We start from the raw sequence: 13,129 nt of genomic DNA, 5'->3' as shown, positions 1-13,129 counted from the left end.
CGCTATCCAGGCGGTCCCGCTTTGAGTTCGAGCAGTTGCGCGACGAGCGGCCAGCGTCCGGCCGCTTCCTGCCAGGCATCCTCGGCCTGCACGTCGAAATAGCGTTCGGCGTTCACGCCCTCGACGAGCCGCGCGAGTGCGTCGATATCGCCAGGCAGCGCCGCATGGCTGCGCGCACGCCGTCCGTTCAGCCAGTCTCGCAGCGCCATTTATTTGCTTCCCTCCACCCAGACGCCGTCCGGCGTATGGATCACGTAGCCTGTAGGCGTGGTCATCATCACCGTGCCTTCGTTTTCGCCCACCATGCGCGTTTGCGGCAGGTTTGCCGCGTACTGCGCGAGCGGCTGCGCGCCAGGCAGGAACGGGCTGTTCGCGACGAGGTTCGAGAGCAGTTGCGCGAGCGCGAGGAAGCTCGTGGGTGTATCGATCGTGACCGCGCCGCCTGCGTGCTCCGTGCCCGCGGGCAGACCCACTACTTTCACGCCCACCGGCACGTGCACGATGTTCGGCGTGGCGATTTCGCGCATGCCCGCGATCTGGTTGTCTTCGCCGCGCAGCGCCGCGCCGTGTTCCGGCACGAACACGATCACAGCCTTGCGGCCCGACTGCGCGACGAGCTCGATCAGCTTGTCGACGTCGCCGAGCAGCGATTGCAGGCGGATCGGATAGGACTGCAGGCTGGTGAGCTTCGCGTTGGCGCCGGGCATGCGGTTGCCATCGTGCATTGTCACCGTGTTGTAGTAAAGCGCGACCGGGCCCTCGCTCGCGGCGAGGCGCTGCTTGTACCAGCGCGCGAGCACGTCGTAGTCTCCCGTGAGCGGCGAGCCATCGAACTCCTTCATGGCCACGGGCAGGCCGTCGTTCGTGGGAATCGTCACGCCCGGCACGCCGATTTCCTTGATCACGGTGCCGCGGAAGTCGTCGAAGCGGCCGTTGTGGTTGAGCAGCGCGTTCGGCGTGTAGCCGGCCTGCGCGAGCTGCGCGAACAGATGGCATTCGGGCGGCGCCGGGTCGTAGAGCCCCTTGTGGGCTTCCTGCCCGCAACTCGCGCGCAGCACGCGGATGGCCGCCGGGCCGCTATAGCTCGCAGCGGAGCTGAAGTTCGTGAAAACGTAATCGAAGCGCGAAAACAGCGGGTTGTTGCGCATCTTCGCGACGTCCATGTCGTCCCACGAAAGCGAGCAGATATGCACGACGATGATGTCGAACTGCGCGTTCGTATCGGTCGTGAGCGGCGTGAAGTTCACATGGCGGCCTTCCTCGTTGGCGCGGAACGCGGCGAGTTGCTGGTCGTAGCTGCCGACCTGGTCGTTGCGCGGCTCGTCGTTGGAGCCATTCCCGTTATCGCTGTCGTTGCCGTTCTGGGCGAGCGTACTGGTGGCGTTCGCGATCAGCGTGCCCGTGCCCTGCCACAGCGGCACCGCAACGAGCGCGATCAGCACGAAGGTCGTCACGCGGATCCAGCGGTTGATGAGGAAGTAAAGCAGCAGCGCGAGCACGGCGCTTACCGCCATCGAAAGCGAGACGACGCGTCCGGTCAGCTCCAGCATGTACCCGGGCGTGAAGGTGAGCAGCACGGGGAGCTGCGAAATCGCGCGGCCGATGGGCGGCATGTCCGACTCGTGATAGACGAGCGCGATGCCAGCGATCGCCGTGAGAACGTTGCGCGCCATGCGCAGCCCGCGCTTTTTCACCGGCAGCAGCAGCGCAATGGCGAACAGGATGTTCAGCAGCCAGTCCGCTTTGAGCTTGCCGAGCGAGTAGAGGTGCAGCTTGGCGATGAAGTAGAGATTCCAGAGGCCCATGTTCGGTCGCGTTCCCGCGTGAATTCCGTGTCGTAATGGCTGTTATGGCTGGCGAGCCGGGTTGTTCCGCTCGGGCCGGCGTCGCGTGAAGAGGTTCTCGAGCGCGTCGAAGAACGCATCGATGAGACGCAGATAGCCCTGCCAGCTCAGCGTGATGAGCTCGACGAGTCCGTTGAGCGGCGCGTCCTCGCGCGGGACGTCTTGCCAGTCGAGCCAGGCGTCGGCGCGGCCGAAGGTGCACTCGACGAGGCGGCGCTCGCGCTCCACGGTCAGGTTCTCGAAGCGCACGCCCAGATGGCCGCCTGCCAGACGTGCGACCACCGCCGGGAAATCGTGCTCGAGCGTGCCGCGCGAGAGGCACACGTTCACGCGCTCGCCGGCCGCGAGCTTTTCCTCGCGGGCTTCGGCAGGCAGCACGAGGCCGAGGCCCCCCATCGAATAGTTCTCGGTCTTGCAGGCGAGCGTGCGGCCGTCGGGCAGCGTGAGCATGGCGGGCACGCGCAGCGGGATGCGGTGCGCAACGCGCACCTGGCGCGCTTCCTTGGCCACGCCCACCGCGAGGCCGAGCACCGTGAGGTTCACGAAGGCCCAGAAGAGGTTCATGAACACGGTGGCGGGCTCGTCGCTTTGCCAGATCGTGAGCCGTCCGATGCCGGCCAGCACTGCGAGCACGTTGATGCCGAGCAGCACGAGATACGGCGTCGAAATGGTCCAGTCGAGATAGTCGCGCTCGATGTGGCCGCCCTTGGCGGTCACGTTGAACTTGCCGAGCTTCGGGTTGATGAACGCCATCGTGGTGGGCAGCGCGATATACCAGGCGAGCACGCTCTCGTAGGCTTCGGCCCAGAACGAATGCCGGTACTGGCCCTGGATGCGCGAGTTGGCGATGGCCGAGATCACGAGATACGGCAGCACGTAGGCGAGGATCACCGGTGCGGGCGTGTTGATTACGTGCAGTCCGAAGAACAGGAACGAGCATGGCATCACGAGGAAGATCAGGCGCGGGATGCCGTAGAAGAAGTGCAGCATCGCGTTGCTGTAGCACAGGCGCTGGAAGAACGAGAGCCCCTTGCCGAGCCACGGGTTGTCGACGCGGAAGATCTGCGTCATGCCGCGCGCCCAGCGGATGCGCTGGCCGATATGGCTCGCGAGGCTCTCGGTTGCGAGGCCCGCGGCCTGCACGGTGCGCAGGTACGCCGAGGTGTAACCCGCGCGGTGCAGGCGCAGCGAGGTGTGCGCGTCCTCGGTGACGGTCTCCACTGCAATACCGCCGATCGACTCGAGCGGCTTGCGCTTGATGATGGCGCACGAGCCGCAGAAGAAAGTGGCGTCCCAGAAGTCGTTGCCGTCCTGGATCAGGCCGTAGAACAGGCTCCCTTCGTTGGGCACGCGATGGAACGTGTCGAAGTTGCGCTCGAACGGATCGGGCGAGAAAAAGTGGTGCGGCGTTTGCACCATCGCGCATTTGGGATCCGCGAGGAAGGTGCCCACCGTGCTTTGCAGGAACGAGCGCGTGGGGATGTGATCGCAGTCAAAGATCGTGATCAGGTCGCCCTGGGTGAGCGGCAGCGCATGATTGATGTTGCCGGCCTTCGCGTGCGAGTGTTCCTTGCGGCGGATATAGCCGATGCCGACTTGCGCGGCGAAGTCGCGGAATTCGTCGCGGTCGCCATCGTCTAGGAGATAGACGCGCAGCTTCTCGCGCGGCCAGTCGATCGTGCTGGCCGCGAACACCGTCGGGCGCACGACCGAAAGCGGCTCGTTGTAGGTCGGAATGTAGATGTCGACGGTCGGCCAGTCGGCGGGATCGTCGGGCAGCGGGCTCGGCTTGCGGCGCAGCGGCCAGGCCGTCTGCACGTAGCCGAACACGAGCACCACCCACGTATAGACCTCGGCGGCGAACAGCACGTAGCCCACGAAGGCTTCGGCGGGGCTCGACAGATGCAGCGTCTGGGTGCTGCGCCACCAGATGTAGCGGCCCGTCATGAGGATCGAGAGCATCACCATCAGCATGGTGGCGAGATGCCCGGGAATGCGGCGCGCGACCATGACCATGAGCCACACGAGGAAGAACAGCAGCACCTGGCTGCCGAGCGGCAGGGGCGTCGTGCAGATCGCGACCGCTGTCCCGAACGCGAGCCACAGCAGGCACTGACGCAGGAACGGCACGCGGTCGAATGCGGCGGAGACTTGTTCGAGGCGCGCGCGGATGCCGTCCCAGTCGATGGTGGGCAGCCGCGACGCGAGTGCGGTGCGGTCCTTCGCGGCGCGCCGGTAAATGGGCTCGAGGCGCGTGTCGAGCCATACGCGCAGCGCGATGCGCTGCGGATGCGTCTGCTTGTGCAGCTTGCGCAGGTCGGTGGCAAGACGCTGGCGCTCGCGCCGCGGGCGCAGGAACAGACGCAGGAGCCATGCGCGCTTGCTGCGGTCCTGGCCCATGTCGAGCTGCCCGGCGATTTCGCGGCCCAGCGCCGCGAATGCGAGCGCCGGCCAGTCGCGCTTGCCGGGGCGCGGTGGCCGGAAGAACAGGCGCAGCAGCCATTGGTCGAACGCGGCGTCGGCGGCGACGCTGAGCTCGCGCGCGCCAAGCTGGCGCAGGCTCGCCCAGAACGCTGTCCATAGCCTGATTGCCTGGGCTTGCATCATCGGCCGGCTCCGGTTGCGCCTTCGGGCGAGCGGTCTTGCGGCGCGGCTGGCGCCTGGGTCGACCAGTGCGAGATCCACGAGGCGATGCCGTTGAGATCGTGAGCGGCCTGCGAAGCGGGCGCGCTCTTGCAGAAGTTCGCGCCGCTCGCGAGCGCGGCGGGCACGCCCGTGTCCGCGTGCACGAGATACGGCAGCATGGCGGGCCCCAGGCGCGCGCGCAGCAGCGCAACGAGATCGGTGTGCAGCGGCCGCGCGGGCACGACCGCATTCGCGACGAATACGGCACGCTTGCCGGTGCGCTCTAGTGCCGAGACGAAGCGCGGCAGCGTCGCGCAAGTCATGGCGTCGGGCGTGAGCACGCCGAGCACGAGATCGGCCGCATCGATCGCCTGGCGTGCATGCGCGCTGGGCCACGGCGCGGCGTCGACAAGCGCGATGGCGTGCGCCGACAGATCCACGCGCGCCAGCCGCTCGCGCAGCCAGTAGCGGTGGGCGGCGAGATGGGCGGCGCCGTCGTCGCTGTCTTCTGCTTGCGGTGCGCTGCCCCACGGGAGCACGAGCACGCCATCGTCGCTTTGCAGTGCGGTGTGGGCCCAGCCGTCGCTGGCGGGATTCGCACCGCCTTGGTTCGCCAGACTCGTGGCGAGGCCTGCGCGCGCGCTTTGGCGCAGACCGAAATGCAGCGCGAGCACGTTGCGGGGATCGCATTCGACGGCGAGCGCGGCGTGCTTGCGCGCAACCAGGAGGCTCGCGAGCGCGGCGGCGAGCGTCGTGCGGCCTGCGCCGCCCGTGGCGGACACGATCGCGATAGTCCTCATGAGCGTGGCTCCTCCGCAAGGTTGGCCGCCGTGGCGGAACTCGCGTGGGGCGTGGGCGTCGTGGGCACGATCGAAGGCCGGTGGGTGACGACATCGGTGCGGCGCTTGCCGCGAATCACGAGCGCGCCCAGTTGCGGCGGCAATTCGAGCGGCCGCTCGCTGGCGGGCTTGGCCCAGTTGGGCAGGAAACGCCCGAGGCGCAGCCGCCACGTGAGCCACCAGAGCGGCGCAGCGAGGATCAGCCCCCAGATGAAATAGCCCAGGAAGGTGGTCATGTCGGTCTCCGCCGGGCCGCCCCAAGGGGACCGACGGCCCCCTCGGGGGGCAGCGAACGCAGTGAGCGTGGGGGTTGTTTCATATCGGTCTCCGCCGGGCCGCCCCAAGGGGACCGACGGCCCCCTCGGGGGGCAGCGAACGCAGTGAGCGTGGGGGGTGTTTCATGTCGGTCTCTTTAGCGGCAGCGATACCGGTCGCGGTTCGGCGCGCGGCGCTTCGTTGCCGCGCAATTGCCACTCGACAGGCGCATCGGTGGCGGCCATGGATGCGGGGAGCGCCGGCAGCAGGCCGCGGGTCTGGGGCGTGTCCGGCGCGCTTGCCGCCTCTCCACCCGTCGGCGCTTGCTGCTCGCCCGGTGTCGCGGCCGTCGGTGCGGAAGTCGGTGCGGCAGGCGCATTCAGCGCGAGCCAGCCCGAATAATCGGGCGGCGTTTGCCTCTCGATCTCGTCGGTCAGCGTTTCGAGCAGCGCCGTGATCGAGTTGGGGTCGCCGCAACGCTGCTCGCCCTGAAAGAACTCGGCGAGCGGGCGCTTGAACACGCGCTGCAGCACCGCGTCGGCGTCGCCGATGCGGCAGGCGAAGAAGAACACGTAGAGGCTGTCGCCCGCCGCGCTCATGATGTCGCCCGCGCGGCGCTGCACGCAGGCCTTGAGCGCGTCCACGTGCGCCACTTCGGGCATCAGCGCGAGGCGGATCAGCACGCTCGGCAGCTGGATCACGCGGCTGCGCTCCACGGCGGCGCCCACGAGCTCGACGAAGCGCGCCGCGCTCACATAGCCGGTCTCTTCGCCGTGCATCACGCCGGCGAGCGCCTGGCGATAGTCGGCGGGCACGGGACGCGAGTACACCTGGCCCTGCAGGCTCTCGACGATCGCCTCCACCTGCGAGAGCGTCGTATGGCGCGCCACGACGCGGTTCGCGCCCAGATTGAGCATCAGCGATTCGTAGCGCATCGCCACGGCTTCCTCGCGCACGATGATCTTGAGCGCGTTGCCGCATTGCAGCCGCAGCGTATGGACCTGCTCGGCGAGCAATTCGAGCTGGCGGTTCGCGCCGAAGTCGAGGATCACCGTGGCGGCGACGGCGGTGCGCGCGGCCAGCAGCGCGGCCTCGTTGTCGTCGACCACCTGCCAGCCGGGCGGCACCACGCGCTCGTTGAGCACGGCGTCGCGCGAGACGATCACGCGGCCCTCGTCGGGTGCGAGCAGGCCCACCTCGCCGATCGAGCGCTCGAAGGTGCCGCCCGGGTTCGTGACCATGAGCCGATGATCGATGGCCGCGAAGCGCAGCGGCAGCGACTGGCTGCCGAGCACCGCGACACCTGAACGCCAGAACGCCACTTCCCAATGGAACTGGCCCTGCGTTTGCAGCAGCTGCGCCGCGCCCGCGAAGCGCGCCTGGAACGAGGCGAGCCCGGTCTGCTCGTCGCTTGCGCCCGGTGGCTCGGCCACGAGCAGCACGCCGTGGCGGTGCTGCATGCACCAGTTCGCGAGCTGCGCGCCCTGGCGCGCAAGCGTGGCGGCGTTGTGCCAGGCAAAGAAAGCTTCGGCGCCTTCGATATAGAACTGGCTCGCGGGCGCCGCGCACTGGTTGGCGAGCGCGTCGAGCGCCTCGATCAGCACTTGCGCGCCGTCGCGCTCCGGGAGCGGCGTGAGCGAACAGACGTTGGCCCGGTGATGGGTCGCGCCGGGACGGTCGATGTCGATGCCGTGATCGCGCAGCGTGGCCGCGATGCTCGCGCCGTCGCGCGTGGAGAGCACGTTCGCGGGGCCTCCGAGCGCGGCGGCGGCGGTTTGCCAGAACAGCGCGTCGCGCGCGGGCGACGCGCTGGCGTAGACGATATGGACCTGGCCCGGGCCGAGCGCGGCGAGCGCGGGCGGCAGGCCCTCGATGGCCAGCGGCGCGCGCTGCGAGAGCCGCGCGAGCAGCGACGGATGCGGTTCGCGGCCGGCGCGCTCGCCGCGTGCGCCAGTTGACGGCGCGGCGGTTGCGGGGGGCGCTGGTTCGGATCTGGAGGCGCGTGCGGGCTCGCTCATCGTCGTGTCTCGGGCAGCGCGGAGTGCGTCGGACGCTTCATCAAAAGCTTCATCGAAAGCTTCATACAGTGTCTCAATAATCCGAGTATGGCCTTACCGGCGTCGGCGGGTACGGCACCGGGCCGTGCTGCGGCGAGAAGAAGTAACGCAGATACACGAGGCCCACGTTCGGCGCGTAGTCGTGCGAGCGGTCGATCCGGAAGCGTCCGCCCGCCACGAAATGCGGCGTGATGCGGTATTCGAGCGCCGCTTCGATGGCATAGCTGAAGCCGCCGCCCGAGCCGCCGCCGAAGTACGGGTTGCCGGCCAGCGCCTGCAGATCGGGGTGGGTGGGGAAGAACGGCGAGCGGTCCTCGTTCGTGAACGACACGCCGACGCTGCCGTCGATTTGCCAGGAGAGCTTCTGGTAGCGGCCCTTCCAGTCGAGCGGAATGCCGACCGAGAAGTAGCTCTGCGGGCTGTAATAGCCGCCGTTGCCGAAGGTGTAAAAGTGCTCGTTCTTCGAGTATTGCCAGTAATTGAGCGTGAGGCCGCTCGACACGTCCTGATCGGGCCGCTTCCACACCGACCAGTCATAGCCGCTGCGGACTTTGAACTCCTGGTTGGTCGGCACGTTGGAGCCGGTCAGCAGGCCGAAGCCGACGCTCGTGAACAGCGTGCCGGGGCCGAAGTCGTGTGCGCCGCGTACCGTGGCGCTGTTGCGCACCACGCCGCCCCAGGTCTCGCCGGTGACCGGATCGCGCCCGCCCGCGTAGGACACGAGGCTGCTGGTCATGGCGCGGCGTGAGACGTCGAACGACAGCGAAGCGCGCGAAAAGTCGTAGCGGTACTGGAAGCCGCCCAGCACGCTCGTGATCGGGAAGCCGAGCGGGGTGGAGCCGAGATCGGCGCGCCAACTGGTGTTCGCGCGGCTGTACTCGTAGCCGGCCGCGAGCGCGACGCCCGTGGCGGTCTCGTTGATCGCGGGAATATGGGCGTTGCCGAGCGCCGGGGCCTTGCCGTAGTCATAGATGCCTTCGCTTCCCGCGGGCAGCGCCCCGGCATTCAGATAGACCGTGTCGGCGTGGAAGAAATAGTGGCCCGTGTAGCCGTTCGGAATCCGTACGTAGAGCGGAATTTCCGTGGCATGCAGCTCCGAGATGCCGGGGTCGCCCGAGAGATTCGACTGGTACCACTCGGTCGCGACCTGCCCCTGGCGGCGGTCGTCGAGCCCCTGGAGCGCCCGGCTCGCGGAGGTCAGGCCATCGGTGCCGGGTTGCTCGCCTTCAACTCGCTCCTGCGCGAGCGAGGTGCGGTAGAGGCTCGCCGCCTCGTCGTAATCGCCGCGCGACTGCGCCACGCGCCCAGCCTGGACGGTAATGTCGGAGCGCTCGGGGTAGCGCGCGCGCAACGCGTCGACCACGTCCTGCGCCTCCTGGTCGAGCCCCTGTGCCGTGAAGCGGCGCGCGATCGACAGGCGCGTGTCCACGTCGTCGGCGGGCGTGTCGACCAGCACCTCGCGCACCATGTCGACGGCCTCGCGCCCGCGCCCCATGCGCTCGAGCATGCGCGCCACCGTCAGGCGCGCATCGGCGTCGCCGGGCTGCTGCGCGAGCACCTGTTGCGCGGACGCCATCGCGCCCTTGTAGTCGCCCTTCGCCTCGAGCAAGTCGGCCTGCTCCAGCAGCCAGCGGCGGTTCGACTTGAGCCGGTCGGGCACGGCGTCGAGCGTGCGCTGTGCGCTCGCCAGATTGCCGCGCTCGATCTGGCGGTCGGTCGCACGCAGGGCGAGGCGCAGTTCCTGGTCGTCGAGGTTCGCACGGTCCTTGTCGCTGAGGCCCGGGCGCTCGCGCGTGGCGTCGATCCACCTGGCCCAGTCGTCGTCGCGATTGGCGGCGGCGAGCAATTCGCCGTAGCGCACGCGCGCGCCGTTGGCCGACGGGTCGTTGGGGTGCGCCGCGAGCCAGTCCTGCACGAGCGCGAGCCCCTTGTCCGTTTCGCCGATGGCGATCCATTCGCGCCCCACCGAGGCGAGCATTTGCGGGTCGTTGGCCGCGTTGGCATCGGCGGCTGCGGCATCGAGCGCGGCGCGCGCTTCGTCGTCCTTGCCTTGCGCGATCAGTTGGCGGGCCTCGCGGAGCTTTCGCTGCGCCGAGAGATTGCCCATCAGCTCGCGCATGCCGGCGCTGCGCGCGGCGGCCGGCACGGCGTCGAGCTGGGCGGCGGCGCCCTCTATGTCGTCCACCGAATTCAGATAGAGCGCTGTGGCGTAGCGCATATCGGGCGACGGCGAGATCTTCTGGCCATCGTCCATCACGTCGCGGCCCAGTTTGGCCAGCCCAAGATCGCGATACAGACGCGCGAGCGTGAAGCGCGTCCATGCGTCGTCGGGCGTGAGGCGCACGGCGTCTTCAAGCTTGGCGATGGCCGGGCTCTTACGGTTTTCGGCCAGCAACTGGTCGGCTTGCAGCGAGAGCAGATCGGCGTGCAGGCCCTTGAGCTCCGCCGTGGAGCCCGTGAGGCGCGGCGCCGTCGCGGTGATGAGCGGACCGATCTCGCTGTCCCGATGCGTGGCGCGCAGCACGGTCACGAGGCTGCGCAGCGCGTCGATGTCGGGTGTTTTCGCCTCGACGAGCGGGCGCAGCACGCTTTCGGCCTCGGCCCAATTCTGCCGGGCGATGAGTGAATCGCCGAGGATGCGCGCGGCGTCGGCGTTGCCCGGATCGAGCCTGAGCGCCTCGCGGGCGAGCGTCTCGGCTTCTTCGGGCTTGCCTTGGGCGTTAGCGGTGCGCGCCTTTGAAATGTTGCCCCAGATCGTCGCGGTTTTTTCGAGGCTGCGCCACTTGCCGGCGTTGTCGGAGTCGAGCTTCGCTGCGCGCGCAAACAAAGCGCGCGCTTCGTCGTGGCGGCCCTCGCGCAGGCGCACGAGACCGAGGCCGCCGAGCGTCGCGCCGTCGTTCGGGTTCGCGCGCTGGGCCGTTTGCAGCGAGGCTTCGGCCTCGTTGAGATCGCCGCGCTGAAGCTGCGCGAGGCCACGATCGCGCGCCGCCGCGCCGGGACCCGCTGGGCGCGCGCGCGCGGTGCGAGCGCCGCCGCCCGAACCATTGTCCGAAGCGAGGCTCGCCGGCGGCGCATAGTTTTTGCCGCTGGCCGCCGCCGCGTTGGCCAGCGCCACGCCTTTGGGACCGAGCTTCTGCGCGAGCTCGGCGACGGTTTGTTTGGCATCCGTATCGTCGGGGACTTCCTGGAGATAGCGCTGATACCAGATGTAGTAGGCCGGGTCGTCGCGGCCCGCGCTGTTGAGCGCGCTGCGCCAATAGGCGAGCGCGTTCGCGCGGTTGCTGTCCTGGCGGCGGTAGACGCGGTAGATCAGGTTCAGCCCTTCGATGCGCGTGCTGGCGCGATCGGTGAGCAGGTCGCCCAGCGTCAGCGCCCCAACCGTGTCGTTCGGGTTCTGCTTCACGCGGGCGCGCAGTTCGTTGATGGCCTGCACGCGGCCATCGGTCGTGCCGGCGATGATGCGGTAATAGTCGCGCGAAAAATCGCCCTTGGGCGCGCTGTTCGGGAACAGCTTGCGGATGCGCGCGGCAGCTTCCTCGCTTTTTCCCGCGCTCGACAGCAGACGGATTTGCGCGAGTTCGTTGCGATCCGTCGTGGCGAGGCGGTAGGCGTCGGCGAGCTCTTGGGTCGCGCTCGCATTCGGCGCGACTTTCCTTAGCTGTGCCAGGATCTTCGCCGCTTGCGCCGGGTGGTTCGAGCGCAGCTCGATCTGGCCCATGAGCGCGAGCGCGTCGGGCTGCTGCGGATTGAACAGCAGGGCTTTCTGCACGAGACCGCTGGCGACGTCGGGGCGGTTCTTCGCCATCCACATGCGCGCCGCCGACAGCAACTGTGCAGCCTGCGCCGAGGGCGCGGCCGCGTTCGCGGCGGGCTGCGGGCCGTTCTGCGCGCCCGGCGCGTTCTGCGCACGCGCGACGCACGGCAATGCCGCGATCAGGAGTGCGAGCAGCGGAGTGAGGCGCGCGGCGAAGCGCGGGGACAAGCCCGACGGCAAGGTCGGTGACAAGCGCATTGACAAGCGCATTGACAAGCGCGGTGACGAGCGCGGTGACAAGCGCGCGCCAAAGCATGCGCTCGGACGCGGCGCACCCGCGCACCGCTTCAGCGCGGCGCCGGGCATCGGGTCGTCCATGCGGGCGCGACGCGGCCTTGTGCGTCGAAGCGGTAGAGGCCTTGCATGTAGCCGAGGCCGAACAGCATCAGCACGCTGCTGTAATAGCCGGGCGGCGACTTTTGGGCGAGCGTGCGGCTGCGCGCGACCTGCGCGTCGGCGAGGTCGGTGCGGCCAGTCGCGGAGAGATAGGGCGCGACCGCGGCGGAGAACCCGCCGTTGCCTTCGTTCGGACCCGTCTCGCCGCTTTGCGTGTTCACGCGCTCGGGCGGAAAGCCGTGCGCCGCCACGAACGCCGAGAGCGGCGCGAAGGTGGCGAGCGTGGCGCTGCGCAAGGGATCGTCGTGGGCGAGCATGCCCGCCCACAGATAGACGCGGATCGCGTTATAGGCGCTTTCGGCGTGCGTTTTCTCGTCGGGGCCGAAGGCGCCTTTGCCGCCGCTCTGAGCGCGATAAATCACCCAGTCCGGCGAGTAGCCGCGCGGCGCCGTGTCGTTCACGAGCTTCGTCGAGCTGGCGAGCATCGACTTCCATTCGGGCGCTTCCGGCGCTTGTTGCAGCGCGAGCGCGAAGCGTCGCATGAGTTGCAGCGGCACATAGCTTGGGTTGAGCCGCCACGTGCTCTTGTCGAGCCTGAAGCCCATCGGGCCCGGCAGCACCGTGCGGCCGAGGCCCGGCAGATCGGCGCTCTCCTGACGCACGACGTTGCGTGCCATCAGCATGCCGAGCGCCGTGTAGCGGCGCTCGTTCCAGAGGCGTCCCGCTTCGAGCAGCGTATAGGCGATCCAGAGGTCGGCGTCGCTGGCGGAGTGCGCGTCGATCACGCCCCACGCGGGTTTTTGCGCCGCCGTGCTCGCGGAAGCCCCCGATGCACTCGCAGCACTCGCAGCACTCGCAGCACTCGCAGCACTCGCAGCACTCGCAGCACTCGAAGCGCCCGATGCGGGCAGCGCCGCGCCATCTTCGCCGATGTCGGTGCGCCCCCAGATCCACGCGGGCAGGTGCGAGGCGAGATCGCCCTGGGCGAGATTGTTCTCGGTCCACGTGAGGATCGTGTCGAAACGCTTGCGGTCGTTCGCGACGAGCGCGAAGAACAGCGCGTAGGACTGGCCCTCGGAGACGGTGACCTGGCGCGGCGTGCTCGCGTCGATGACGCGGCCATCGGCGCTCAGCAGATCGTGCTTGAACGCGTCCCAGTCGGGCCATGCGCAAGCGGGCGCGCTCGCCACGCCGCCTGCGGCCGCCTTGGCGGGCGGACTCGCGGCCTGCGCCGCATGCATGGGCAGGAGCGGCGCGAGTGCGCAGGCGCTGGCCGCGAGCCAGCGCGCGAGATGAAGCTCGAGACGAAGCGCGAGACGAAGCGCGAGGCGGGACCCGCGATGGAGCGGCGAGACGCGC

At 68.9% G+C, this 13,129-nt stretch carries 8 protein-coding genes; all 8 read right to left on the bottom strand.

Annotation, left to right across the window (positions count from 1 at the left end; translation table 11 throughout):
• Positions 1-2: 2 nt before the first annotated feature.
• A complete protein-coding gene (locus P5W98_RS30965) occupies positions 3-209 on the bottom strand; it encodes a hypothetical protein (RefSeq protein ID WP_421028258.1) in 207 nt (68 codons plus the stop codon).
• Positions 210-1,805: a cellulose biosynthesis protein BcsG gene (bcsG, locus tag P5W98_RS30960; RefSeq protein WP_421028257.1), complete on the bottom strand. Its 1,596-nt coding sequence runs from the start codon at positions 1,803-1,805 to the stop codon at positions 210-212.
• Between the two features lie 42 nt (positions 1,806-1,847).
• Positions 1,848-4,451 (bottom strand): UDP-forming cellulose synthase catalytic subunit, encoded by a 2,604-nt coding sequence (gene bcsA, locus P5W98_RS30955; protein WP_421028256.1) that lies wholly within the window; start codon positions 4,449-4,451, stop codon positions 1,848-1,850.
• Positions 4,448-5,269: a cellulose biosynthesis protein BcsQ gene (bcsQ, locus tag P5W98_RS30950; protein ID WP_421028255.1), complete on the bottom strand. Its 822-nt coding sequence runs from the start codon at positions 5,267-5,269 to the stop codon at positions 4,448-4,450. The genes bcsA and bcsQ overlap by 4 nt, the downstream gene beginning before the upstream one ends.
• Positions 5,266-5,544, bottom strand: a complete 279-nt coding sequence (locus tag P5W98_RS30945; protein WP_421028254.1) for a hypothetical protein — start codon at positions 5,542-5,544, stop codon at positions 5,266-5,268. The genes bcsQ and P5W98_RS30945 overlap by 4 nt, the downstream gene beginning before the upstream one ends.
• 162 nt (positions 5,545-5,706) lie before the next feature.
• On the bottom strand, positions 5,707-7,581 hold the full coding sequence (gene bcsE / locus P5W98_RS30940) for a cellulose biosynthesis protein BcsE (protein ID WP_421028253.1): 1,875 nt from the start codon (positions 7,579-7,581) through the stop codon (positions 5,707-5,709).
• A 73-nt stretch (positions 7,582-7,654) separates the two neighbouring features.
• On the bottom strand, positions 7,655-11,632 hold the full coding sequence (locus P5W98_RS30935; RefSeq protein WP_421042777.1) for a cellulose synthase subunit BcsC-related outer membrane protein: 3,978 nt from the start codon (positions 11,630-11,632) through the stop codon (positions 7,655-7,657).
• An 89-nt stretch (positions 11,633-11,721) separates the two neighbouring features.
• Positions 11,722-13,011 (bottom strand): cellulose synthase complex periplasmic endoglucanase BcsZ, encoded by a 1,290-nt coding sequence (bcsZ, locus tag P5W98_RS30930; RefSeq protein WP_421028764.1) that lies wholly within the window; start codon positions 13,009-13,011, stop codon positions 11,722-11,724.
• Positions 13,012-13,129: the final 118 nt, after the last annotated feature.

It is taken from the genome of Paraburkholderia sp. A1BS-2L (genome assembly GCF_051125205.1).
Taxonomy (GTDB): Bacteria; Pseudomonadota; Gammaproteobacteria; order Burkholderiales; family Burkholderiaceae; genus Paraburkholderia.
This window is presented reverse-complemented; position numbering and strand designations above follow the sequence as displayed.